Annotated in this window: 20 protein-coding genes, 3 tRNA genes and 1 CRISPR repeat array; of the genes, 14 read left to right on the top strand and 9 right to left on the bottom strand. The window is 63.9% G+C overall.

Annotation, left to right across the window (positions count from 1 at the left end; all coding sequences use genetic code 11):
• The first annotated feature begins 7 nt into the window (after positions 1-7).
• Genes SE15_RS12985 through SE15_RS14230 form a run of 6 tightly spaced genes read left to right on the top strand, consistent with a single transcriptional unit; the run spans position 8 to position 6503 of the window.
• Entirely contained in the window at positions 8-955 is a 948-nt protein-coding gene (locus tag SE15_RS12985) for a glycosyltransferase family A protein (protein WP_054522561.1), read from the top strand.
• 8 nt (positions 956-963) lie between these two features.
• A complete protein-coding gene (locus SE15_RS12980; protein WP_054522560.1) occupies positions 964-1968 on the top strand; it encodes a glycosyltransferase family A protein in 1005 nt (334 codons plus the stop codon).
• Entirely contained in the window at positions 1965-3431 is a 1467-nt protein-coding gene (locus SE15_RS12975; protein ID WP_054522559.1) for a CDP-glycerol glycerophosphotransferase family protein, read from the top strand. The genes SE15_RS12980 and SE15_RS12975 overlap by 4 nt, the downstream gene beginning before the upstream one ends.
• Positions 3428-4450, top strand: coding sequence for a Gfo/Idh/MocA family protein (locus tag SE15_RS12970; protein WP_054522558.1), 1023 nt, complete (start codon positions 3428-3430; stop codon positions 4448-4450). Before SE15_RS12975 ends, SE15_RS12970 begins: the two co-directional genes overlap by 4 nt.
• Positions 4447-5280 (top strand): SDR family oxidoreductase, encoded by an 834-nt coding sequence (locus tag SE15_RS12965; RefSeq protein WP_054522557.1) that lies wholly within the window; start codon positions 4447-4449, stop codon positions 5278-5280. Before SE15_RS12970 ends, SE15_RS12965 begins: the two co-directional genes overlap by 4 nt.
• Positions 5274-6503 (top strand): acylneuraminate cytidylyltransferase, encoded by a 1230-nt coding sequence (locus tag SE15_RS14230; RefSeq protein ID WP_083461949.1) that lies wholly within the window; start codon positions 5274-5276, stop codon positions 6501-6503. The genes SE15_RS12965 and SE15_RS14230 overlap by 7 nt, the downstream gene beginning before the upstream one ends.
• On the opposite strand, the gene SE15_RS12955 is transcribed toward SE15_RS14230, so the two are convergent.
• A complete protein-coding gene (locus tag SE15_RS12955) occupies positions 6500-7261 on the bottom strand; it encodes a DUF429 domain-containing protein (RefSeq protein WP_054522556.1) in 762 nt (253 codons plus the stop codon). The genes SE15_RS14230 and SE15_RS12955 overlap by 4 nt on opposite strands.
• A 245-nt stretch (positions 7262-7506) precedes the next feature.
• Positions 7507-8354: a CRISPR direct-repeat array (repeat unit 37 nt; unit sequence GTTGCAACCCCCTCGATCCGTTAGTGGATACTGAAAC).
• Between the two features lie 588 nt (positions 8355-8942).
• Here SE15_RS12955 and SE15_RS12950 point away from each other — a divergent pair.
• The 4 genes from SE15_RS12950 to SE15_RS12935 all read left to right on the top strand — a co-directional run bounded on the left by SE15_RS12950 (position 8943) and on the right by SE15_RS12935 (position 12894).
• Entirely contained in the window at positions 8943-9602 is a 660-nt protein-coding gene (locus SE15_RS12950) for a polysaccharide deacetylase family protein (protein WP_160316711.1), read from the top strand.
• A 123-nt stretch (positions 9603-9725) separates the two neighbouring features.
• Entirely contained in the window at positions 9726-10445 is a 720-nt protein-coding gene (locus SE15_RS12945) for a methyltransferase family protein (protein ID WP_054522554.1), read from the top strand.
• A 669-nt stretch (positions 10446-11114) separates the two neighbouring features.
• Positions 11115-12392, top strand: coding sequence for a serine--tRNA ligase (gene serS / locus SE15_RS12940; RefSeq protein WP_054522553.1), 1278 nt, complete (start codon positions 11115-11117; stop codon positions 12390-12392).
• Between the two features lie 4 nt (positions 12393-12396).
• Positions 12397-12894, top strand: coding sequence for a DUF456 domain-containing protein (locus SE15_RS12935; protein ID WP_054522552.1), 498 nt, complete (start codon positions 12397-12399; stop codon positions 12892-12894).
• A gap of 50 nt (positions 12895-12944) precedes the next feature.
• Here SE15_RS12935 and SE15_RS12930 read toward each other — a convergent pair whose 3' ends face one another.
• The gene (locus SE15_RS12930) at positions 12945-13439 is read right to left on the bottom strand and encodes a ferritin (RefSeq protein WP_054522551.1); all 495 of its coding nucleotides are present in this window, start codon (positions 13437-13439) and stop codon (positions 12945-12947) included.
• Between the two features lie 255 nt (positions 13440-13694).
• Between SE15_RS12930 and SE15_RS12925 the strand changes: the two genes are divergently transcribed.
• Positions 13695-13785, top strand: a tRNA-Ser gene (locus tag SE15_RS12925).
• 129 nt (positions 13786-13914) lie between these two features.
• Here SE15_RS12925 and SE15_RS12920 read toward each other — a convergent pair.
• From SE15_RS12920 to SE15_RS12890, 7 genes are read right to left on the bottom strand one after another with little or no spacing between them, the layout of a single operon-like run.
• The gene (locus tag SE15_RS12920; RefSeq protein ID WP_054522550.1) at positions 13915-14442 is read right to left on the bottom strand and encodes a c-type cytochrome; all 528 of its coding nucleotides are present in this window, start codon (positions 14440-14442) and stop codon (positions 13915-13917) included.
• A complete protein-coding gene (locus tag SE15_RS12915) occupies positions 14433-14969 on the bottom strand; it encodes a quinol:electron acceptor oxidoreductase subunit ActD (protein ID WP_054522549.1) in 537 nt (178 codons plus the stop codon). Before SE15_RS12915 ends, SE15_RS12920 begins: the two co-directional genes overlap by 10 nt.
• Before the next feature lie 13 nt (positions 14970-14982).
• Positions 14983-16422, bottom strand: coding sequence for an NrfD/PsrC family molybdoenzyme membrane anchor subunit (nrfD, locus tag SE15_RS12910; protein WP_054522548.1), 1440 nt, complete (start codon positions 16420-16422; stop codon positions 14983-14985).
• A complete protein-coding gene (locus SE15_RS12905; protein WP_054522547.1) occupies positions 16412-17125 on the bottom strand; it encodes a 4Fe-4S dicluster domain-containing protein in 714 nt (237 codons plus the stop codon). The genes nrfD and SE15_RS12905 overlap by 11 nt, the downstream gene beginning before the upstream one ends.
• A gap of 23 nt (positions 17126-17148) precedes the next feature.
• Positions 17149-19290: a molybdopterin-containing oxidoreductase family protein gene (locus SE15_RS12900; protein ID WP_054522546.1), complete on the bottom strand. Its 2142-nt coding sequence runs from the start codon at positions 19288-19290 to the stop codon at positions 17149-17151.
• A gap of 27 nt (positions 19291-19317) precedes the next feature.
• Positions 19318-19854: a cytochrome c3 family protein gene (locus tag SE15_RS12895; RefSeq protein ID WP_054522545.1), complete on the bottom strand. Its 537-nt coding sequence runs from the start codon at positions 19852-19854 to the stop codon at positions 19318-19320.
• A 26-nt stretch (positions 19855-19880) separates the two neighbouring features.
• Positions 19881-20852, bottom strand: coding sequence for a c-type cytochrome (locus tag SE15_RS12890; protein ID WP_054522544.1), 972 nt, complete (start codon positions 20850-20852; stop codon positions 19881-19883).
• 287 nt (positions 20853-21139) lie between these two features.
• Between SE15_RS12890 and SE15_RS12885 the strand changes: the two genes are divergently transcribed.
• From SE15_RS12885 to SE15_RS12875, 3 genes are all read left to right on the top strand, one after another.
• Positions 21140-21228: transfer RNA gene (locus SE15_RS12885), tRNA-Ser, on the top strand.
• 14 nt (positions 21229-21242) lie between these two features.
• Positions 21243-21333 (top strand) — tRNA-Ser (locus SE15_RS12880).
• A 273-nt stretch (positions 21334-21606) separates the two neighbouring features.
• Entirely contained in the window at positions 21607-25083 is a 3477-nt protein-coding gene (locus SE15_RS12875) for an HD domain-containing phosphohydrolase (RefSeq protein WP_054522543.1), read from the top strand.
• Positions 25084-25088: the final 5 nt, after the last annotated feature.

Below are 25088 nucleotides of genomic sequence, written 5' to 3'. Positions count from 1 at the left end.
AGTGCACATGCGCATTGGTCAAAACCCTGCCAAATTTGTCCATGAGGTGGCGCGCCCGGAGCGCATCACCGTGGCCATTCTCAACTACATTCCCTTCCTGAGCGGCTTTTACGCCGAGATGCTGGAGGTTCTGCGTACCTGCCTGGAGTCGGTGCGCCACGAGGCCGGCCTGCCGTTCGATCTGCTGGTGTTTGATAACGGCAGTTGTGCAGAGGTGCAGGATTACCTGCTGGGCGAGCAGCGCGCCGGGCGCATCCAGTACCTGTGGCTCTCGGAGAAGAACCTGGGCAAAGGGGGGGCGTGGAATCTCATCCTTAGCGGGGCGCCGGGTGAGATCATTGCCTACGCCGATAACGACGTGCTTTTCTACCCCGGCTGGCTGAGCGAGAGCGTGCGCGTGCTGGAAACTTTCCCCCGCGTGGGCATGGTCACCAGCCGGCCTTTCATCACCAAGCCCGAGTACCTGACCCACACCCTGGCCTGGGCGCGCAGCGACCCCGAAGCCCGGGTGGAGGAGGGCAAATTCATCCCCTGGGAGACCTACTTCGAGTTTGCACGCTCGCTGGGTCAGGAGCCGGAGGTCATCCGCCAGGATTTTGAGAAAGATACCTGCTTCCGCATCACCTACCGCGGGGTGAGCGCCATTGCGGGCGCCTCGCACTGGCAGTTTGTGGCCTACAAATCTGTGCTGGCCGAGTTTCTGCCCTTTGACATGAACCGCCCGATGGGGCAGGTCAAGCAACTGGATGAGCGCATGAATCAGGCCGGCTACCTGCGCCTGATGCTGACCGAGCCGCGCGTGATGAACATGAGCAACACCCTGCGCGGCATCCGCCGTCCGGAAGTTCCGGCATCCGGCCCGGCGCGCCGGTGGCGCGTGTGGGATTGGGCACCCGTGCGCAAGGCTCTGCTGAGCCTGCACGATGCCATCTTCCGCCTGTACTTTGATCGTTAGAGGAAGCCATGCGTCTCGGTCAGAACCCGGCTCGCATTGATACTCCGGCTTACTCCCCCCAGCCCCTGGGCCTGGCCTCGCTGGTGTTCATTCCCCACCTGGAAGGCTACTTTCAGCACGGGCTGACCATTTTAAAGGCGCACCTGCTGAGCCTGCATGCCCACACCGAGGCGCCCTTTGACCTGCTGGTTTTCGATAACGGCAGTTGCCGCGAGGTGAAGGTGTTTTTGCACGAGATGCAGGCGGCGGGCTGGATTCGCTGGCTGGTAACCTCGGAGGTCAACCTGGGCAAGACGGGGGCGCTGAACTGGATTCTGGCGGCCATGCCCAACCCGATCATCGGTTATGCCGATGCGGATGTGTTCTTCCGGCGGGGCTGGTGGCCGGCCAGCCGGGAGTTGCTGGAAGGCTTCCCCCAGGCCGGCATTGTGACCGCCCAGCCCTGCTTTTTTGATATTTTGCGCGGCGAGGGGCAGGCTGCGGGGCGCCTCTTTGCCCCGCACCAGGTGGAAGCCTACACCCCCGACCCCGAGGTGGTGGAGGAGTACTGCCGCGGCATCAATGCCCCGGAGGACCTGCGCCAGCGCTACCTGCGCACGCCCCTGCCGGTGGTGCGCAATGCCCAGGGCGTGCCGGCGGTGCTGGGCGCTTCGCACATGCAGTTCGTGGCCCGGCGCGAGGTCTTGCGCCAGGTCTTACCCTTGCCGGCTACGCGCGGCCTTTCACCGGAGGAAGACCGGGTCTTCAACCAGCGCATTGACGAACTGGGACGGCTGCACCTTTCCACCCTGCGGCCCTGGGTGGTGCACATGGGCAATACGGTGGATGCGCACCTCCAGCCCGAGGTGGAGGCCGTGCTCGGCACGCCGCTGGCCCCCCCGGCGCTGCCCACCCCGGCGGTGGAGGGCAGTTTGCCGCGGCGCTGGCTGGGCAAACTGGCCCGCATGCCGCGTTTGCGGCGCTACTTTTTACGTCTTTATAATGCCCTGTATGAAATTTATTCGGAGCGATGACCCTGAACCCACAGAAACCGCGTATTTTTATCTCTGCTGATCACGGCCTGGCCGTGGTGTACTTCCTGCAAAGCGATGTGGTCCCCACCCTGTTGGAGGCGGGGGCCGAGGTGATTGTGCTCAGCGACGACAGCCTGACCGAACAACTGGCCCGGCGCTTCGGGCGCCCCGGCCTGACCTTTGAGGGCCTGCGTCTGGCTCAGGCGCGCGCCTACGAGCAGCAGCACGACCGCGAATGGCAGTGGTGGCTGGGCTTTTTGCGCCGGGTGGGCAGTTCGCGGCGCATCAACACCGGTGCCACCGATAGTTACATCCGCCAGGTGATGGTGGAATCGGGCAACCGGCGTCGCCTTTTCCTGCCCCTGGCCCTGCTGGCGGTACTGGCCCTGCGCCACAGCCGGGCGGCACGGCGGGCCCTGCGCCGCGCTCAATTGCGCTACACCCCCGGCCTGTACACCGATCTCTTCGAGCGCTACCACCCCGACCTGGTGGTGGCGGCCACGCCGGGCTGGCGCCTGGATCGCTACCTGCTGCGCGAGGCGGCGGCGCGCGGCATCCGCACGGCTGCCGTGGTGGTGGGCTGGGACAACCCCAGCAGTTACAGCCTGCCCGGCGCCCCGGTGGATTGGATCACCTGCTGGTCGGCCATCCAGAAAGACGAACTGGTGCTGGGCTCCGATTGGCCGCCCGAACGGGTGCACATTGGGGGCATCCCCTCCTACGATGGCTACTTCCGCCGCACCTGGCTGATCCCGCGCGAGGCGTACTTCCGCCTGCATGGCCTGGACCCCCAGCGCAAATTGATTGCCTACGCGTGCAGTTTCGTGTCCTTCTCGCCGAACTACCAGAACGTGGAGGCCCTGGCGCGCCTGGTAGCCAGCGATGCGCTGGCCGAACCGGCCCAGTTGTTGGTGCGCCTGCACCCCAACCACTTCTGGAACGTCAAACTCTTCCGGGATGAGGCGGATAAGATCCGCCGCTTGGCGCGTGAACTGCCCCACGTGCACGTGGTGGAGCCGGTGCCGCTGGGGGGCGAACTGGGGCACTACTCGGGCGAGGACATGCCCGAAAAGGCCTCGATGATGGCGCACGCGGATGTGTTTACCACGGTTTACTCGACCATGGTGGTGGAGACGGCCATTCACGACCGCCCCATTGTCAGCGTGTGCCTGGATGTGCCCGGCGGCTGGAACGTGCCGCGCAAGTACTCACTGCCGCTTTCCAAGATCGGCAACTGGCCCACTCACCTGCGTTTCCGCCGTTCGGGGGCGGGAAAGGTGGCGCTGAACGAGCGCGAATTGGCGGCGGCGCTCAACCACTACCTGCAAAACCCGCAGGCCGATCACGAGAATCGGCAGCGCTTCATCCGCGAGGAGGTCACCTTCACCGATGGCACGGCGGGGCGGCGTACGGGCGAATTCCTGTTTTCGCTGTTGCAGCGCCCCGCAGGAGGTTGGGAATGAGAGTGCTGATTGCCGGTTTTGGCTCCATCGGACGGCGCCATTTTCGCAACCTGCTCATGCTGGGGGAGCGGGATCTGATCTTCTACCGCACCCAGCGCAGTACCCTGCCCACCGATGAACTGAAGGACTACGTGGTGGAAACGGACCTGGAAGCGGCGCTGGCCCACCGGCCGGATGCGGTGATTGTGGCCAACCCGACCGCTCTGCACCTGGAGGTGGCCATCCCGGCGGCCCAGCGCGGCTGCCACCTGCTGCTGGAAAAGCCCATTTCGCACTCGCTGGCGGGGGTCGGCGCCCTGCGCGCCGCGGTGGAGCAGAGTGGGGTGCGCGTGCTGGTGGGCTTTCAGTTTCGCTACCACCCCAGCCTGCGCCGCATCAAGCGCTGGCTGGAGGAGGGCGCCATCGGCCGCCCGGTGCACGCACGTGCCCACTGGGGCGAGTACCTGCCGGGCTGGCACCCCTGGGAGGATTACCGCCGCAGTTACGCCGCCCGCCCCGACCTGGGGGGTGGGGTGGTGCTCACCCTGTGTCACCCCTTCGATTACCTGCGCTGGCTGTTGGGCGAGGTGGAGAGCGTCAGCGCCAACCTGGCCACGCTGGGCGATCTGGGCATCCCGGTGGAAGATACGGCAGATATTGGCCTGCAGTTTCAATCGGGCGCGCTGGCCCAGGTGCACCTGGATTACCTCCAGCGCCCGCCCAACCACCACCTGGAAATCATCGGCACGGCGGGCATGATCCGCTGGGATAACACCTACGGCACCTGCCGCGTGTACCGCGCCAGCACCGAAACCTGGGAGACCTACACCCCGCCGAGCGGGTTTGAGCGCAACGATCTGTTTTTGGACGAACTGCGCCACTTCCGGCGGGTGGTGGCGGGGGAGGAAGCTCCCCACTGCACCCTGGAAGACGGCATTCAGGCGCTGGCGATTGCGCTGGCGGCGCACGAGGCGGCGCGCAGCGGGCGGCGGGTGCGCCTGAGCGAGTTTCTGACTTCAATGACGGAGGCAAGCCAATGACCCCCATTTTGGAGCGGTTCAGGTTAGATGGCCGCGTGGCCGTGGTCACCGGCGGGGCGGGCCTGCTGGGGCGCGAATTTGCACGCACCCTGGCCGAGGCCGGGGCGGCGGTGGTGGTGGCCGATATTCAAACGGCGGCGGCAGAAGCCGTGGCGGCGGATTTGCGCGCCCAGGGCTACCCCGCGCAGGGCGTGCGCCTGGATGTGACCGACCCGGCGTCGGTGCGCGACCTGGTGGCAGCCACCCTGGCGCATTTTGAGCGGCTGGATGTGCTGGTCAACAGCGCCGCGCTGGACCCCAAATTCGACCCGGAGGCGCTGGCACGCGGCATCGTCCCGGGGCGCTTCGAGGATTTTCCACTGGACCTGTGGAACCAGGCGCTGGCAGTCAACCTGACCGGGGTTTTCCTGGTCACCCAGGCGTGTGTGCAGCCCATGCTGGCGCAGGGCGGACGGGGCAGCATCATCAACATCTGCTCGACCTACGGGCTGAACGGCCCCGATCAGCGCATTTACGTGCGTTCGGATGGGCAGCGCGTGGGCTACAAGCCGGTTTACTACACCGTGACCAAGGCGGGGGTGCTGGGCTTCACCAAGTACCTGGCCGCCTACTACGCCGGGACGCAGATCCGGGTGAACGCGCTCACGCCGGGTGGGGTTTATAACCAGCACGATGAGGAGTTTGTGCGCAATTACGCCGCGCGCACCATTCTGGGGCGCATGGCGCGCAAGGACGAAATGAACGGGGCGCTGCTCTTTCTGGCTTCGGATGCTTCTTCGTACATGACGGGGGCAAACCTGATTGTGGACGGAGGGTGGACGGCATGGTAGCGCCCGAGGTGCTTGCACTCATCCCGGCGCGCGGAGGCTCCAAAGGCATCCCGCGCAAGAACATCCGCCCGTTTGCCGGGCACCCGCTCATCGCCTACAGCATTGCCGCGGCGCGCCAGGCCGAGACGGTCACCCGGGTGATTGTCTCGACGGACGATGCCGAGATCGCCGAGGTGGCGCGGGCGTACGGCGCCGAGACGCCCTTCCTACGCCCGCCCGAACTGGCGCAAGATGCAACCACCGACCTGCCGGTTTTTGAGCACGCCTTGCGCTGGCTGGCCGAGCAGGAAAACTACCGGCCGCAGGTGGTGGTGCAGTTGCGCCCCACCTCGCCGGTGCGCCCGCGGGGGCTGGTGGATGCCGCGGTGCGCCTGCTGCTGGCCCACCCGGAGGCCGACTCGGTGCGTGGGGTGGTGCCCGCGGGGCAGAATCCTTTCAAAATGTGGCGCATTGATCCCCACAGCGGGGCCCTGCAGCCCCTGCTGAGCCTGCCCGGCGTGCCCGAGCCCTACAATGCGCCGCGCCAGAGCCTGCCGCCGGTCTTCTGGCAGACCGGTCACATTGATGCCATCCGCCCGAGCACCATCCTGGAAAAGCACTCCATGAGCGGGGCGGTGATCCTGCCCCTGCAAATTGACCCGCGCTACACGGTAGATATTGACACCCCCGCCGACTGGCAGCGCGCGGAGTGGCTGGTTTACTTCGGCGGGCTGGACATGGTCCAGCCGACCCCACGCCGCCCTCTGCCCGAGCGGGTGGCGCTGGTGGTGTTTGATTTCGACGGGGTGATGACCGATAACCGCGTCTGGGTGGATGGCGAGGGGCACGAGTTTGTGGCCGCCTACCGCTCCGATAGCATCGGCCTGCACCGGCTCTTTGCGGCGGGCATTCAGGCGCTGGTGCTTTCGGCGGAGACCAACCCGGTGGTGGAGGCGCGCTGTCGGAAGATAGGGCTGCCCTTTTTGCAGGGGATTCGGGATAAGGCGACGGTGCTGCGCCAGGTGCTGGCCGAGCGCGGGCTGGAGGCCGCGCAGGTGGTTTACATGGGCAACGACATCAACGACCTGCCCTGCTTCCCGCTGGTGGGGTGTGCGGTGGCGCCGGCCGATGCTCAGCCGGAGGTGCTGCGGGCCGCCGATCTCATCCTCACCCGTGCGGGGGGGCACGGCGCGGTGCGCGAGTTGTGCGACCTGCTGGTGCTTCGGCAGCAGGCGCGCGCTTAGACGGCCGATTCGACCTGACCCTGGGGGATGAACGCCTGCCCCGTGGCCGGATCGCCCAGGGCAAGCACCTGCTCGGGGTGGTGGAGGACCAGCCAGGCGGTGTAGGCCGCCACCAGGGCGTTCAGTTCGCCGGGAGTGTGGATGAGGTGCAGGGGGAGTTGCCCGCGGCGCAGGCGGTAGCGGGTGATCTCTTCGAAAAAGCGCATGGGGTCCTGAATGCCCAGGCCGGCATCGGCGAGGAGGATCTGGCGCTGCCAGCGGCCTTCCAGGCGGTGGGCCGGGAGCAGGGTGTGCCCCAGGAGCGTGGTGAAGGCGGCTTCGGCGGGCACTTCGAGCCACTGGCGGGGCGCTTCGGGATGGGGGTGGGGGCGGTAGCCCAGTTCGTCCAGGCGCTGGTAGAGGGCAAAGGCGCGGCGCATCCAGGGTGGGGCATCTGCGGCGCGGGCGGGGGTGAGGTAGATGGGCAAGTTCCGGGTGCGCAGGTCGTGTTCGACCGGGCGCAGGGGGGCGGATGAACGCCGTGGGGGCGCGGCCGGGGGGTGGGGGTCGGCCGTGCCGGAGTGGTGCGCCGGGCGCGGAGGAGCATTGAGGGCGACCAGGGCGCGGTGTTGCCCGGCCAGGAAGGCCAGCACATCCGCCAGGCGGCCCGTGCCCAGCGCCAGCAGGCGCAGGTCGGCATCCAGGGCGGCGTAGCAGAAGGGCGGCCGCCCGCCGGTGGGGTCAACGCCGATGCAGGTTGGGGAGGCAAAAGCGGGCATCGCTTTTAACTTTAGCCCAAAGTGCAGTGCAAAGCAACGTCCAGGGGGCGGTGAGTTTGGCGGGGGGCAGGTGGTGGGGGCAGGAACAGGTGGTTTTTCGCAAATCCCCCGGTTTTTTAAGCAAAATGCGATTTGCGAACGCCGTGCAGAGGGGGGAAAAGGAAGGGGTTGAAAACGGCCTTCTAGAAGCACGTAGAGCGTTTTTTTGAGATTTTATGGTATAATGGGGGTTGAAAATCTGGGGGGTTGCAACCCCCTCGATCCGTTAGTGGATACTGAAATTATTTCGGCATATTTGGGTATTATTTAGTAAGAAGGTTGCAACCCCCTCGATCCGTTAGTGGATACTGAAATACGGATTTTTGTTGGTCCTGGGCTACTACTTCGGTAGTTGCAACCCCCTCGATCCGTTAGTGGATACTGAAATATTATTTAACATAATCGGAATTAATCCGCGGCGGGTGTTGCAACCCCCTCGATCCGTTAGTGGATACTGAAATTGCATTACATGCACATTTCGCGCGCCTGGGACTGGAGGTTGCAACCCCCTCGATCCGTTAGTGGATACTGAAATCTCAATCCGGGCATGGGCTTCGTCCCGGTACCAATCGTTGCAACCCCCTCGATCCGTTAGTGGATACTGAAATACTCCAAGTCGTCGGATAATTCAAGTTGAATAATCCGAGTTGCAACCCCCTCGATCCGTTAGTGGATACTGAAATTGCCGTACCCGAAAGCCGTGTCAAAGTCGCTGGCAAAGTTGCAACCCCCTCGATCCGTTAGTGGATACTGAAATATCTACCAACCTACGTGGTGGTGGATTGGCGGGGGCGTTGCAACCCCCTCGATCCGTTAGTGGATACTGAAACTCGAAATACGATTTTAGGGTGGCGCGTATGTTCTGCCAAGTTGCAACCCCCTCGATCCGTTAGTGGATACTGAAACGCGAATACACTCCCATCGATAGATATACCTGGTCAATGTTGCAATCCCCTCGATCCGTTAGTGGATACTGAAATTCGGATGGGGACAAAAACTCAAATAGCTGCTCCAATTGTTGCAATCCCCTCGATCCGTTAGTGGATACTGAAATAATGGGTGGTCACAAGAATGGCGTTCCAGCCTCCCAGCACAACATCTGGTGCGATAGAGTGTGCCGAGAGATCGTAGATAGATTCTTGAAAGCAAAATCACTCGCAAATAGGAGGCTGGGATGGGGGAGGGTTGTGTTCTTTGGATTGCCATGATCACTATGATCGTCATCGGCAAGATCATCGAAATGGACGACAAACGACGGAGAAGATAGGGGGCAGAGGAGAGCTTCAGGCACAGCACTTTCCGCGGCGGAGCGGGTCGTTTTCGCGATTTTTAGGAAGGGTGATGGGGTGTTGAAAATGGTTGTCTCTAAAAAGGGGGTGGTATATACTCTATCGTAGAAAGGCTGCGCAGGTGGTTGGATATTTCAAATTTTAGATAATGACCTTGCTATCTAGGAGTGATGATGCGTAAAAGTGTAATGGTTCAAGTAAGTAATTAGCCCTTTTTCATAAGTGAGTGCAGTATGTCGAATATATCACGCCGATCTTTTTTAAAGTTGATGTTCTCGATCATTGGTTATCCCTTTGTTAAACCTTTACTGAATCTCACCTGCCCCCCAATAGTGTGGTATGGTAAAAGGAACATGCGAGCAGTTTCTCTGACGTTCGATGATTGTTATGACTACGCCCTGCTTAGTTGTATGGAAAACTTTCTTGATGATCACCCGAATGTCAAGGTTACATTTTTTCCGACAGGAATTGCGCTAATTCAAACCTCGTTAAAAGATCCTTGCATATGGAAACGATTTCTCATTAAGGGTCACGAGATTGGCTATCATGGTTATAACCATGATATGCCATCAACGATGGATTTACGGCAGTCGACTATTGACTTCGAAAAATGGCAAGAAACCCTAACAGATGTTCTGGGGACCGCCACAAATGTAAGATTCGCCCGTCCTCCTTATGGTGATATAAGTTACAACTTTTTGAGAGTATGCTGTGAGAATAATCTTATCGTAGTTATGTGGTCTGCGAATTGGAGTACAAGTCATTTGACCGACTACCGCGAAGTGTACTTCGCACAAGGGGGTGATATTGTTCTCTTCCACGTTCGAGCACAAGATGTTCAGAATTTTCAAAGTGTACTGCCGATCCTTCAAAATAGGTCTTTAGATGCAGTTTGCTTGTCCGATTTATTGCTTGACCAAGAAGCAAAGCTTGACATCCATCCCGCCAGTAGAGAGATTGAGTACGAGACCAGTAGTTCTTCAAATCGAAAAGCCAGAACTTGGGTGAGATAAGGGTTCTGATCATGCCTTATGCGGGTTAACCCGCACCTCCACCTGACGCCGCTCCGCTCGCACTGGTGAAGCGCAAGCCGTTGGGCGACTGGTTGAAACCTTACAAATCAATAAGTAAAAGAGATGGGCGCAAAATCAGGTAAGTCCTCTGTCAATACCGGGATTCCATGGCAGGCGGGGATCCGCTTCTTCATCACCACCATCTTTATGCTGGGAGTGCTTTTCTTGTCAGCAGGACGCCTGCAATGGTGGGAGGGCTGGGCCTACATAGGCATGACCCTGTTTGTGCTTGTGTTGAGCCGGGCACTGATCATCCTAAAGAACCCGGATTTGGCAAGAGAGCGTGTAGAAGCCAGTAAGAAAGAGGACATCAAGGTTTGGGACAAGATCCTCGTTCCGTTGATTGCGATCTATGGGCCGCTAATTTCCTGGATCATCGCCGGGCTGGACGAGCGTTTCGGTTGGACGCCTGATTTGCCTGACTTCATCCAGATCATTGCGCTTGGGGCGATGTTCCTCGGCAGCATGATTGCCACCTGGGCGATGCTAGTCAACCGGTTCTTCTCATCCCACGTCCGTATCCAGGCCGACCGTGGCCACACTGTCGTCAGTGCTGGTCCGTACCGCGTGGTGAGGCATCCGGGGTACGCAGGCAGCATATTGGCATGGATTGCGGCGCCGGTCTTTTTCAGCTCGTATTGGGTAGCAATCCCGTCTATCGTGGTCATCACGCTCACCATAATCCGCACGGCGTTGGAAGACCGCATGCTGCAAAAAGAACTCGCGGGTTATCGCGAATACGCAGAGCGGGTGCGCTACCGTTTGATACCAGGGATTTGGTAGGAGACAGGCCTTCATTACGCGCGTCTACATGATGCCGCACCAATCGTTGGGATGACAATCCAATGAATGGCACGAAGGGGCTCAAATGCCCTGAATTCAGAATTTGCTGGGGGGGAATTAACTGGAAAGGTGCCGCTTAGCCGTTCGAACGGCTCTCGATCACAAGCCACCCGCACCGAACGGAGGCGCAGTAGCACTGCGTCTGCCAGGCGGCCGCGTCTCCCCTCTCTGAATGATGCGGGCAGTAAAGGTGCGCCGTCGGGCACTGCGCGTCCCGCGCCGCAATCGCCCTGCGGCGGCGCGAGCGAGAAACCGCCCATTCCCCGCCCCTTGACATTCCCTCTGCCCCCGGTATAATCCGGTTAAACCCCAAAGACCCGCCCGGGGCTGCGCATCCGGCGCTCGTGCAGAGAGCCGGCGGCAGGTGCGAGCCGGTCGAAACGCGGATGCTTTCCACCCCGGTGGCCTGCTCAGGCAGGCCGGTCGCCTCCGCAGGCGCCGTGATGCGCTACGGCGGTAAGGAGGACGGTGGAGGGGGCCGTTATCCCCCCGTAACGAGGCCGGTAGCCCCACCCGGGGCAATCGGCGAAGGCAGGTGGCACCACGAGATGCTTCCCCCCTCGTCCTGCGCAGGCGAGGGGGTTTCCATTCCACACGGAGGTGGCTTGAATGCTGGATTTAACGCTCATTCGTGAACATCCCGATACCGTGCGCGAGGCCCTGCGTGCCCGTCAGATGGACCCGGCACCGGTGGATGAGGTGCTGGCGCTGGATGCGCGCCGCCGCGCTCTGCTCACCGAGGTAGAGGCGCTCAAGGCCGAACGCAACGCCGTCTCACGCGAGATCGGGCGGCTGAAGGACCCCGCCGAGCGCCAGGCCAAGATTGAGGCCATGCGTCAGGTGGGCGAGCGCATTGCCGCGCTGGATGAGGAGGTGCGCCAGGTGGAAAGCGACCTGCGCAACCTGGTGGCCACCCTGCCCAACCTGCCCGATCCGGCGGTGCCCTACGGCCGGGGCGAGGCGGATAATGTGGTGATCAAGACCGTGGGCGAGCCGCCGCACTTCGATTTCACCCCCCTGCCGCACTGGGAATTGGGGCCGCGCCTGGGCATCCTGGATTTTGAGCGCGGGGTTAAACTGAGCGGTTCGCGCTTCTACATCCTCAGCGGGGCGGGGGCGCGCCTGCAACGGGCGCTGATCGCCTGGATGCTTGATCTGCACATCCGCCAGGGCTACCTGGAAAAGTACCCCCCGTTCATGGTCAAGGGCGAGGTGCTCTTCGCTTCGGGGCAGTTGCCCAAGTTTGCCGATAACCTTTACCGCGATATCGAGGAGGACCTTTGGATGGTGCCCACGGCGGAGGTGCCGCTGACGGGCATGCACATGGATGAAATCCTGGAAGAGGCGACTCTGCCCCTGCGCTACACGGCCTACACGCCGTGCTTTCGCCGCGAGAAGATGAGCGCCGGGCGGGATGTGCGGGGCATCAAGCGCGGCCACCAGTTCGATAAGGTGGAAATGTACATCTACTGCAAGCCCGAAGATTCGATGCGCGAACTGGAGAAGATGCGCGCGGATGCCGAGCAGACCTGCGCCGAACTGGGTCTGCCCTACCGCGTGGTGCAATTGTGCACCGGCGACCTGGGCTTTGGTGCGGCCATCACCTACGATATCGAGGTGTGGGCGGCGGGGTGCGGCGAGTGGCTGGAGGTCTCCTCGGTCTCCAACGTGACCGATTTTCAGGCCCGGCGGGCCAATATCAAGTACCGCCCGGCGGATGGCGGTAAGGCGCGCCTGGTGCACACGCTCAACGGCTCGGGGTTGGGCCTGCCGCGCACGCTGATCGCGGTGCTGGAAAATTACCAGCAGCCGGATGGTTCGGTGGTGGTGCCGCCGGTGCTGCGCCCGTGGATGGGCGGCATCGAGGTCATCCGCCCCGAGGGCTAGCCGCATGGAGGCCCTGCGCGATGTGGCTTTCCCCCTCGTCCTGCTGGCGTTCATGCTGGTTGGGCTGCTGGGGGTGATCATCCCCATCTTGCCCGGGCTGGTGATGATCTGGGCGGCGGCGCTGGTGTACGGCCTGGTGATGGGCTTTCAGGGCGCGGGGGTGGTCCTCTTTGCGCTGATCACCCTGCTGATGCTGGTGGGCAGTGTGGCCGATAACCTCCTGATGGGCGGGAGCGCACGGCGCAGTGGGGCCTCCTGGGTGGCGGTGGGGGTGGCCCTGCTCGGTGCGCTGGTGGGCAGCCTGCTCTGGCCGCCGCTGGGCGGGCTGGGGCTGGCGCTGGTGGGCATTTTTGCCGTGGAGTACCTGCGTCTGCGCGATTGGCGTAAGGCCCTGGATTCGACGCGCGGGCTGGCGGTGGGGTGTGGCTGGGCGGTGGTGGTGCGCGCGCTGATCGCCCTGCTGATGATCGGGCTGTGGCTGCTCTGGTGGCTGGCGCTTTAAAAGGCGGGCGGGCACCCCGGGGGTGCCCGCCGCGGTTGGCGCATTAATCCTCAATCCTCCTCGGCCAGTTCGGGCAGGTAGAGTTCGAGCAGGGTGCTGTTCTGCTCGCCCAACCGGCTGGCAATGCGCAGCAATGTGTCCATGGTGTTGACTTCTTCCAGTTGCTCCTCAACGAACCAATCCAGGAAGTGACGGGTCTGGTAGTCTTTTTCTGCCACGGCCAGGTCCACCAGGTGATGGATCTGGCGGGTCACTTCCTCCTCCCAATCCAGCGAGAGGCGGAAAGCCTCCTCAATGCTGGCGACGCTGGGCTGGGGCGCGGGCACCGCCGGGATGGCGACCGAGCCGCCGGCTTCGACCACGTACTTGACGAAGCGCAGGGCGTGATCGCGCTCTTCTTCGGCTTGCTTGTAGAAGAAGGCGGCCAATTTGGGGTAGGCGTGGCTGTCGAAGTGGGCGGCCAGGTTGGTGTACTGAAGTGAAGCGGCGAACTCGCGCCCGATCTGGGCATTAATGGCCTCGTTTAGGGTTTTGCTGAGTGCCATGGGTTCAACTCCTTGGTAAGATGTATTTGAGCAAAATGCTCTGATTAAGATTATAGCATGAAAGGTCGTGCCCTACTCCCATCTGTGCATTGTTTGGGGGGGCGGTGACTCCCCGTGTGCTGCTCCCGGGCGTCCGGGTTGAGGGGCATGGGGCGCACCTTCTCTGCGTCTTGCCCGGTGCGCGGGGCTTCACGGCCGGCAAATTCGGTTATAATTAAAGTGCGCCCGCGCAGGGATGGGCCCGCGGGCGCCCACGGAGAGGTAGCGTAGCCTGGCCTAACGCGCGCGCCTGGAGAGCGCGTGTACCGATGAGGTACCGCGGGTTCGAATCCCGCCCTCTCCGCCACTTCCGCCCGGGGTGCCGGGCGGTTTTTTTATTGCCCCGTTCGTGAATGGATCTCTCACGCCTAAAGAGAACCGACCCGCTCTGAACCGGCGGGTCGGTCCCAAAAGTGGGGAGGAAGCGGGGGGGAGATCAGGGCGCGGCTTGCTGCTGCAAATGGCGCACGTAGTTGACAACATCCCAACGCATTTGAGGCTCGGGGAGGTTTTCGATCAGGGCGGGCATGCGCCCCTCGATGCCGTTGGTGATGGTGAGGAAGATGGCGCCGTCGCTTAATTGGCGCGCGTTGGCCTCCGGCGCGACCAGGTTGGCCGGCGGGTACTTGACCAGGAAGCCGGAGAAGGGCCCATCGCCCTTGCCCGTCGGCCCGTGGCACAGGGCGCAGGCCACGTCGTAGTAGGCTTTGCCCCGCGCCAGCGAGGCTTCATCGGCGGGCACGGGGTTGGTGGGCGCCCCCAGTTCGGGGATGTAGGCGGCACCCTGCACGGGCACCGAGCGCGGCGGCAGGGGCAGGGGGTCTTCCATGACGCGGTAGGAGGGTTGAATCTCCATCAGGCTGATCCACTCGATCTTGATAATGTCGTAGGTGAAGAGCAGGCCAATTGCCAGCGGGCTGGCCAGGATCACCAGGACGATGAGCAGGCGCTTCATTACGGCCATAGACGTTCCTCCTCAACGTTGTGCACAATCTCGGCGCCCAGCGCCCGCAGAGCGGCGTGGATGTCTTCCTCTATCTGGGCCGGACTGCTGAAGAGGATGCCGATGTGACCATCGCTGACCTTGGGATGGTAGCCGCGCGGCCCAAAGGAGGGGGAGATGGTTTCCACGAAGACCCCGATGAAGGTGCTGATGAGCAGGCCCAGCATGGTCAGTTCGAAGATGACCACGATGGAAGTGGGGATGGGCTGGAAGGGCATGGCGGCGACGCGAATGGGGTAGAGCAAGGGCGTTCCGAAGGACAGGAATACCGCCACCAGGAAGCCGACTACCGCGCCGGCCAGGCCGATGCGCCCGACGGTGGTCCAGGCCATGGGACGCCCCAGGATGCGCTCGGAGTAGGGAATGCCGGAGATGACCGAGATGTCGTGGTCGCTCACGCCCAGCGCGTGCAGGCGCGAGATGGCCTCGGCGGCGTGATCAATCTCGGTTTCTTTGAACAGAGCCAGGTGAACCACATTTGCACCCATAGAGGCCCTCCTTTTATTCCAATTCGGTGACGCTGGGCACTTCGGCTTTGCCCACCCTGCGCAGGGTATGGGCCATCTGGCCTTCTTGCACCTCCCACACCGGCACCAGCGGGATCAGCCGTGAGGCCAGCAGGTAGAGTAGGAGGAAGAGCGCGAACGTGCCGATGACGATGCTGATTTCGGTGGGGCGTGGGGTGTAAACGCCCCAGTCAAAGGGCATGCGCTGGTGCCCCAGGGTCAGCGGGATGATGGTGTAACGCTCGGCGTACATGCCGACGTTGATCAGCAGGGTGATGATGAACATGGCCCAGGGGGTGCGGCGGATGGTGCGGTTCCACAGGGTGAGCCAGGGGATGAGCACGTTGCAGATGAGCATCAGGTACCACACCCAGGCGGCGGGGCCGGTGGCGTGCAGGGTGAGGATGCGCCGCGCGGCCTCTTCTCCGCCGTACCAGGTGAGCAGGTAGTCGTTGAAGAAGAAGTAGGCCCAGGCCATGGAGAAAACCAGCAGGAGTTTGCCCAGGGCGTCGAAGTGCTCTTTGCGGATGAAGTAGTCCATGTGCTGCATGGTACTGCGCAGGACGAAGAGGATGCTGACCACTGCGGCTACGCCGGAGAGGATGGCGCCGATGATGAAATAAGGACCGAAGATGGTGGAGTGCCAGCCGGCTACCACCCCCACGGCGAAATCCCACGAGACGATGGTGTGGACCGAGAACATGACCGGGATGATGGCGAAGGCGAAGATGGTGATGGCCCGGCGCAGGCGGTGCCACTCGGCCTCGGTGCCGCGCCAGCCCAGCGCCAGCAGGCGGTAGAGGGTGTGCCGCCAGCCCGTGGTGCGGTCGCGCGCCATGGCCAGGTCGGGCACCAGGGGCAGGTAGAGGTAGATGGTGCTACTGAGCAGGTAGGTGGTGATGGCCAGGAAGTCCCACACCAGGGGGGAGCGGAAATTGGGCCACAGCCAACGGGCGTTGGGGTAGGGGATCATCCAGTAGAAGACCCACACGCGCCCCAGGTGGATGAGGGGGAAGAGCGCGCCGGCGGCCAGCCCGAACGTGGTCATCAGTTCGGAGGCGCGGGTAAAGGGACGGCGAAACTCCGCCTTGAAGACGCGCAGGATGGCCGAGACGAACGTCCCGGCGTGGCTGATGCCGATCCAGAAGACAAAAGTGACGATGAAAAGGCCCCAGAAGACGGGGCGGCGAATGCCGGCCAGGCCCATGCCGGTGAGGATCATGTTGCCCCAGGCGCCGAAGAGGCAGATCAGCACCACCAGCGCCAGGCCGATGACCCAGGCCCAGTAGCGGCGCGAGGTGGTGGTCATGGCTTCCATGATCATGCGGTTCATCTCCTCGCGCGGGCGCGGGTCGAACATCAGGTGCTCGCGCGGATCTTCTTCGACGTGGGCCGCCGGTAAGACCGTTTCCAGAGGCTTGGACTCAACCGCCATGGTTTCCCACTCCTTTCAGGTAAGTCACGCGGGGCAGGGTGCCGAGTTCTTCCAGCAGGTGGTAGCGGCGCTGGCTGCGCGCCAGTTGACTGACTCGGCTTTCGGGGTCGCTCAGGTCGCCGAAAACCAGGGCTTCGGCGGGGCAGGCCTGGACGCAGGCAGGCTGGATCTCGCCATCGCGCAGTTCGCGCCCTTCGGCGCGGGCTTTCTGCCGCCCGCGTACAATGCGCTGGACGCAGAAAGTGCATTTTTCCATCACCCCGCGGCGGCGCACGGTCACATCGGGGTTGAGGTATGAACGCATCGGCTCCGGCAGTTCATAATCGAACCAGTTGAACACGCGGGCGAAGTAGGGGCAGTTGTTGGCGCAGTAGCGCGTGCCCACGCAGCGGTTGTACACGGCCAGGTTGATCTGCTCTTCCTCGCTGTGCACCGAGGCATAAACCGGGCAGACCGGTTCGCAGGGGGCGTTGCCGCACTGCTGGCACATGACCGGCTGGAAGGTGGGAGTCACGGCGGGGTACTCCCCCTCCCAGTAGCGCTGGGTGCGGATCCAGTAGAGGGCGCGCCCGTAGGCCACTTCATCCTCGCCGACGAAGGGCACGTTGTTTTCCATGGAGCAGGCCGCGATGCAGGCGTTGCAACCGGTGCAGCGATCCAGGTCTACCACTAATCCCCATTTTGCAGGTCGTTCTTCAGCCATGGTGTTGTCTCCTCTCGAAAGGGCTAATGTTCGCCGTAAACTCCGTCTTTGCTTTCCACGCGCGCCAGGGGGCGGCGGCGCCCGGTGGGCATCAGGGTGGCTGTGGTACCGATAAAAGCGGGGTCGCCAGCCGGGTTGGTGGCGGCAGGCAGGATCTGAGCGGGGTTGCAGCCGCGGCCCTCGGCCCAGCGCCCCAGCGCGGTGTGTCCCTGCCCGAAAGGAATGGCAATGGTATCCGGGCGGATGGCGGGGTAGCGGTACACGCTGGCTTCCACCGCGCCGTAGGGGGTGGTGATGCGCACCACGTCATCGTCCTTCAGCCCCAGATGCTCGGCGGTGGTCGGGTGGATCTCCACCCAAGTGTTCCAGGTGACGGTGGTCATGGCATCGGGCAGTTCTTGCAACCACGGGCGGTTGGCGCCGCTGCCGTCGCCGAGGTGGTTGGTGTAGGTTAGCAGGTAGAACTGACCTTCCGCGGGGGCAGGTGGCGGGGTAAGCGTCCCAAACGAGGCCGGCAGGCGGGGCGATCGGGGGGCCGGCAGACCGGCGGCGGGCGTCCACCAGCCGCCGTATTGCAGCCAGCGGCTCCAGAAGGTGAGGATCTCGGGCGCGGTGTAGAAGCCGCCGGCGTTGAGGAGGGGGAGAATCTTCTGCTGGATGAAATCCACTTCATCGCGGTAGGGCAGCGCGCGCCCGATGGCCTGGGCGGCGGCCAGCAGCACATCCACGGTGGCGCGGGTGTTGTAGAGCGGCACCACCACCGGCTGTGAGGCCGACCAGGCAGGGCGGTCGGCGCCGGCCAGGCTGCGCTGGTAGCCGAACGATTCCAGCGCCGAATGGTCGGGGAAGATGTAATCGCTTTGCAGGGCGGTTTCGTCGGGGAAGGGGGCGAAACTGATCACCAGGGGGACGTTTTCCAGGGCGGCGGCAAAGCCGAGCGCGGCCGGCAGTTCAAACAGCGGGTTGACGCCGTGGATGAAGAGCACCTCAATCTCGCCGGCCTGCATGCGCCGGACCAGGTCGCTCACGGCGGTGAGGGGGGCCGGGGTGGCTTCAGCCGGCGTGAGGAACACGCCGCCGGGCTGTCCGAGGTTATTGACCAGCGCATTGAGCGCCAGGACGGCCTGGGCGGTGACCAGACCGTTGGGCTGGGTGAGGGCGCTGCCGCCCACCAGCGCCAGGGGCCGCTCGGCGGTGGCAAAGGTCACGGCCAGGTCTTCGAGTTGGGCGGCGGGGATGCCGCTGACCCGGGCGGCTTCTTCCAGGCTGACGGCGCGGAACGCTTCTGGCACGGGCAGGCCGCGCAACTCGGCCACGCGCCCTCCCAGCGCCAGCGCCACATGGGCCTCACTGCCCGGGGCAATGGGCACCCAGCGGTCGGCGTTGCCGGCGGTGAGGGACTGGCGCGGTTCAAAGACGATCAGTTCGCCGCGCCGGCGTGGGTTGCCCTGGCGCATGTTCCCGTAGGCGCGGGTGTAGGTCACCGGCGATAGCCAGGCTTGCAGGAAATCGGCGCCGAAGGCCAGGGTTACCTCGGCCTGGGCCAGATCGAAGTAGGGCAGGGCCGGGGTGTCGAAAAGGCGCCGGGTGGCTTCGAGCAGGGTGGTGCGCCCATCTAGCGCGGCCAGCGCACCGTAGCGCAGGGGGGGCGGGGCGCCCAGCGCCTGCGTCAGTTCACTGACCAGATCAAACAGGTGATCGGGCACCAGCCCCAGCAGAAAGGCAATGCGCTCGGGGGGCTTTTGCAGGGCACTGCCCACCACCTGCACGGCTTCTTCCCAGGTCAGGTCGCGGGGCGGGGAAGTGGGCTTGCCGCGTCCCTGGAAGCGCGGCCCGCGTACGCGGTCGGGGTTGTAGAGGCCCTGCTGGGCGGTCAGGCCGCGTGCACACAGGCGGCCGCGGTTGACCGGGTGATTGGGGTTGCCTTCAATGGTCAGTGCACGCCCCTCGCGCGTGCGCACCAGGATACCGCAGCCGGCGGGGCACTCGCGGCAAGTAGAGGCGTAGTAGGTGCTTTCGCCGGTCTGGTTGTACTCGGGCATTTGGGTGTAGGGGCGGCGCACCACGTAGCGCGACATGGGGCCGCAGCCGGTCATGACCGCCGTGGCCGCCGCGCCCATGGCGGTGAGTTTGAGGAAATCGCGCCGGGTAATCTTCTCGCTCATGCTGCTCCTCGATTCATGGCGTGGGGGTTAGTAGTGGCAGGTTGCGCAATCAGAGAGGCGCACGAAGTCGTTCGGGCGCATGCGCTGATGGCAGTCCAGGCACCAGCCCATGTTCTGGCGCGGCTGGGGCAGGGCTACCGTCATCTGAGAGACGGGGCCGTGGCAGGTCTCGCAGGCAATGCCGGCCTGGACGTGGGGCTGGTGGTTGAATTTGACGAAATCGGGTTGGATGGCGACCGGCACCCAGGGGATGGGCTCGTTGCGCTGGACGTAGCCGGCCAGTTTTTCTAACTCGGGAGATTTCTTCTGCACCTGCTGGTGACAGCCCCAGCATTTGGAGATGCCGGGCAGGCCGGCATTGGGCCCCCAGGCCGCCGCCGGGTGGCAGTAGGTGCACTGGGCGCCGAGCGCCACATGCGTTTTGTGGGGGAAGGCAATGGGTTGCTCGGGGGGAATTTGGGAAAGGTAAATACCGCTGACGGCGCCGCCGAACAGGATCAGCAGGACCAGCGCCAGGGCGATGCGCACGCCACCGGATTGCCACCAGGGTTTTTTAACCTGCATCGTGTCTCACTCCTTTGCGTTTCAGGTTATTTACGCGAGCGCAGAATCCACACCACCACCAGCAAGATGCCCACCAGCAAGCCGCCCAGCAGGAGGGCGAAGCCCAGGCTGGTGGCCATGGCTCCCAGGGCGGTCAGGATGCCGGTCAAGAAGTTCTGAGCGGGGCCGCCGGGCAGAGGTGCCGGCGTGGGGGCCTGCCCGGCCAGGGGCGGGGTGACCTGGGGCTCCAAGCCACTGGGCAGGCTCTGCGCATAAGCCAGGACGTCGCGCCCGTCCTGGGGGCTCCAACCCAGGGTGAAGCCGATGGGCATTTCAGGGGCGCGGGCCACGCCGAAGCGGGTGCGGTGCAGGAAGCGCCAGGGGTCCTGCACGGCCAGCGAGGCCAGCGATACCTGCATGCCCTGGTAGCGGAAGGTGATTTGCTGCCCATCCGCGCCGTGGCAGGCGGCGCAGGTCTGGGTGTAGAGGGCCTGCCCGTGTGCCGGATCGCCCCCCACCACCTTGCGGCTGACCAGATCAATGTACTGGCGGTCGTCAATCACCCCCTCGCGGATGAAAACGGCCAGGGCCCGCATCTCGGCCGGGGTCAGGTAAGCCGAAAAATCGTGCTCGGGGTCGGGATTGCCGCTGAGCAGGCGGGTAAGGGTCTCGATGGGCAGGGTGCGGGCTGTGTAGATGCCGGGAAAGCCGGTGTAATTGGCACCGCTGCCCCAGGCGCCGTCTTTGCCCTGGTAGTCCCAGCCGTGGCAGGTGACACAGCGCCAGGTTTCCGGCCCGCTGAGGGTGTTGGTATACTGGCGTGCCCAGATGGGGTGACTGCCGGCCGGGGGTGTGACGCCCTTGACCTCGGTCCAGTCATCGTAGAGGCGGGCGCCGAGCACCAGGTCATCGGCGGGCGCGCTGCCCTGGGCCTGCGCGGCCCGAGACCCGGCCAGCCCGAACCAGGTGCCCATGATCATGAAAAGGAGGATAACCAAACCAACGCCAGGTCGCTTCATAACCCGCTCCATTCACCCGCATTTAGTAGAATATAGAGACGTTTTGCCCCCTCTGAGAGAATTATACATAGAGCGCCAAATTAATCCCCTGTTAATGGGTGGGTGATTTTTGTTAACCCCCCGGATGGTCCGAGCGGTGGCGCAGCTCGGCCCGCGGCGCTGCGGAGGAGGGCCCGGGGTGCCATGCCCTCGGGAAGGAGTGCGCCGGGGTGGGTGCCGGCGGAAATGGGGTGGTCCATGCTTGCTTAGCGGGTCAATTTGTGCTAAAATTTAGAACGCCAACAGCCGGAGGGATGGCCGAGTGGTTTAAGGCGCCTGTCTTGAAAACAGGTGTGGGGCTGACGCCTCACCGTGGGTTCGAATCCTACTCCCTCCGCTGGCCCTGAACCCGGGGAGGTGCCAGAGAGGTCGAATGGGGCCGCCTGCTAAGTGGTTGTCGGGGTTAAAACCTCGACCGCGGGTTCGAATCCCGCCCTCCCCGCCTCGCGCACGCCCGCTGTGCAGGCGGGCGGGTGCTTTTAATCCAAGCGTGCCGGGGGATGAAGAGTCAGGCGATTGTAAGCCGAGGGGACTTGCCGGGCGGGCTTTCGTGTGGCACAATAATCAAGCCGATCTACTTATTTGTCTGGTCAGCGCGACCACGACTCTCATTAACGGTGGATGCATGGAGATGGGGTGAGCGAAGTGCATGGAACGGCCCAAGCGAACGGGCCCGGCGGAGGCGGGGTGGGCCTAAACCGGGGGAAGAGCGCAGATGTGGCGGTTTAAGAGTCTGCGGGTGCGTCTGATGGCCCTGGTCTTATTGGGGGCGTTGCCGCTCATCGGCCTGGCGCTGGTTGCGGCGGCGCAGTTACGGGGGGAGGCGCTTGCCCGAACCAGCACCACTGCGCTCAGCCTGGCGCAGCTGGCCGCCACCTCGCAGAACGCTCTGATCACCCAGGGGCATGAGACCCTGCTCCTGCTGGCACGCATGGAAGCCGTGAGCACCCTGGATCGGCCGCGCTGCAATGCACTGCTGCGCGATCTCTACTACGCGCACCCCCTCTATACCCTGGTGGGGGTGGTGGATGAGCAGGGCAACCTGGTGTGTGCCTCGCAGCCTGTCGGCCAGGCAGTGAACTACGCGGATCGCGAATGGTTTCAAACGGCGGTAGAGACGGGTGTCTTTACGGTGGGCCCTTACGTGGTGGGGCGCGTGAGCGGGCTACCGGTTTTGCCGCTGGCGTTCCCGCTCAAAACCGGCCCGGCCGGCTTGCAGGGGGTAGTGTTTCTGGGTCTGGACCTGCGCTGGCTCAGCCGCACCTTTGCTAACCTGGAAATGCCGCCCGGCACGACTTTCACGCTGGTAGATTACCAGGGGACCGTTCTGGCGCGCTACCCGCAGGAGAGCCTGTGGTTTGGGCGTTCGATGCGAGAGCGCGGCTTGATGCAGGCCGCCCTGGCGCACGCGGGGCCCGGGGTGATCGAAGAGGTGGGCCTGGATGAGGTGCCGCGGCTGTACGGCTACGTCCCGATGGAACATGCCGGCCTGCGCTGGGGCTATCTGTTTGTGGGCATCCCGGTGGAGGTGGCTTATGCCGCGGTGAACCGCACGCTAGGCACGTTCCTGGGGCTCATGGCGGGGGCGATTCTGTTCAGCCTGTTCCTGGCCTGGGGGTGGGGCGAGCAGATGGTGACACGGCGGGTGCGGCGCATCCTGGAGGCCATGCAGCGGATGACCGCGGGGGATCTGAGCGCCCGCACCGGCTTTGCGGCCGGTGGGGATGAGATCGGGCAGATCGGGGTGGCCTCGGATGCGCTGGCCGAGGCGCTGGAGCAGCGTGAGGCCCTGCGTCAGCAGGCTGAGGCGGCCCTGCGCGAGAGCGAGGCGCGCTTCCGCCGCCTGGCCGAGAACGCCCCGGATATCATCTACCGCTACCGCCTGCGCCCAACGCCGGGCTTTGAATACGTCAACCCGGCAGCGAGGTCCATTGTCGGCTACACCCCCGAAGAGCACTACCGCGATCCCAACCTGGGCGTCAAGTTGATCCATCCCGAGGACCGCCCCCTTTTGGAGAAGATTGCCCGCGGCGAAATTGTGCCGGGCGAACCCGTGGAACTGCGCTGGGTGCATAAAGACGGTCACATTGTCTGGCTCGAGCAGCGCAATGTACCGGTTTACGATGCCGCCGGCAACCTGATTGCCATTGAGGGGATTGGCCGCGACATCACCGCGCGCAAGGAAGCCGAGGCGGCCCTGCGCCAGGCGCACCAGGCGCTGGAACGTGCACAGGCAATTGCGCATTTGGGGTCCTGGTCGTTTGACCTGGCCGCCAACCGCCTGATCTGGTCGGGGGAGATGTACCGCCTGTTGGGGCTGAACCCGGCGGAGGTTGACCCCTCCGATGCACAGTTCATGAGCCGGGTGCACCCGGAGGATCGTGAGCGGGTGATGGTCGCCTGGCAGGCGGCGTTGGAGGGGCAGCCCTACCACCTGGAATTCCGCGTGGTGGTGGATGGCGAAACGCGCTGGCTGGAAGAGCAGGTCGAGATCGAGCGCGATGAGCACGGCTATCCCGTGCGCCTGGTGGGTTACACCCAGGACATCACCGCCCGCAAAGCCGCCGAGGTGCAAATCCAGCAGCAACTGGACACCCTGCGCGCGCTGTACATGGCGGCCCAGCGCCTGGCGACCAGCCTGGAACCGCAGGCCATCGGCGAGACGATTGCGCGTGCCGGCGTGGAACTCTTCGGGTTGGCAGTGGCCTGGGTGGGGGTGGCGGAGCCGGATGGGCGTGTGCGGTTGCTCAGCCAGTTTCCACCGGATCATCCGTACCCGCGCAGTATTCGGGTGCGCTGGGACGACACTCCGGAAGGCCGGGGTCCGGTGGGGCGGGCCATCCGCAGTGGGCTGCCGCAGATCACCCCCGATCACGCCACCGACCCGCGCTTTGCGCCCTGGCGCGAGACGGCGCTGGGGCTGGGGTTGCGCAGTAATGCGGCCCTGCCGTTGATCCACCGCGGTCAAATCATCGGTGCGCTGGCGCTTTACAGCGACCGCCCCGACTTTTTCAACGCCGAGCATCTGAGCACACTGCAGACATTTGCACACCAGGCCGCAGCGGCCCTGGAAAATGCCCGTCTGTATGAGGCGGCCCAGCGACGCCTGGAGCGGGTGCAGTCCCTGCGGCGGATTGATATGGCGATCACCGCCAGCCTGGATCTGCGCCTGACGCTGGAGATCGCGCTGGATGAGATCATGGACCAACTGGGGGTGGATGCGACCTGTGTGCTGCTGTACGACGCCCGCACCAACACCCTGGATTACTTCCTGGGGCGGGGCTTTCGCACCGCGGCGTTGCAGCACACCCACCTGCCCTGGGGGAAGAGCCTGGCCGGGCGAGCGGCGCAGGAGCGGCGCGTGGTGCACGTCCCCGACTTGCGCGCCCAACCGGAGGTTTTTTTCAACTCGCCCGAATTTGCGGCCGAGGAGTTTGTGACGTACTACGCGGTGCCGCTGCTGGCCGAGGGCCAGGTGAAAGGGGTGCTCGAACTCTTCCACCGCCGGGCCGTGGAGCAGGATGCCGAGTGGCGCGATTTTCTGGAGGTGCTGGCCGGTCAACTGGGCATTGCCATCCACAATGCGGCTCTGCTCTCGGATCTCCAGCATACAACCCAGGCCCTTTTACGCGCTTACGATGCCACGATTGAGGGCTGGTCCTATGCACTGGACCTGCGGGATCGGGAAACCGAGGGGCACACCCAGCGGATGACCGAACTGACCCTGCGCCTGGCGCGTGCGCTGGGGCTGAAAGGCGAGGTGTTGGTGCACCTGCGGCGCGGGGCTCTGCTGCACGATATCGGCAAGATGGGGGTGCCCGACAGCATCCTGCACAAGGCCGGCCCGCTGAGCGAGGAGGAGTGGGTGCTCATGCGGCAGCACCCGGTGTTTGCCTACGAAATGCTCTCGCGGATCGAGTACCTGCGGCCGGCGTTGGAGATCCCCTACTGCCACCATGAAAAGTGGGATGGGAGCGGTTACCCACGGGGGCTGAAGGGGGAGGAGATCCCGCTGGCGGCGCGCATTTTCGCGGTGGTGGATGTGTGGGATGCGCTGACGAGCGATCGGCCGTACCGCCCGGCGTGGACGCGGGAGCAGGCAATTGCCTACCTGCGGGAACAGGCAGGCAAGCATTTCGATCCGCACATCGTAGAGGTGTTTCTGCGCGAGGTGCTGAAGGTGGAGGAGTGAGGGTG

The organism is Thermanaerothrix daxensis (genome assembly GCF_001306145.1).
GTDB classification, from domain to species: Bacteria; Chloroflexota; Anaerolineae; order Anaerolineales; family Anaerolineaceae; genus Thermanaerothrix; species Thermanaerothrix daxensis.
The sequence above is the reverse complement of the archived record's forward strand: the minus strand, read 5'-3'. Positions and strand labels throughout refer to the sequence as shown.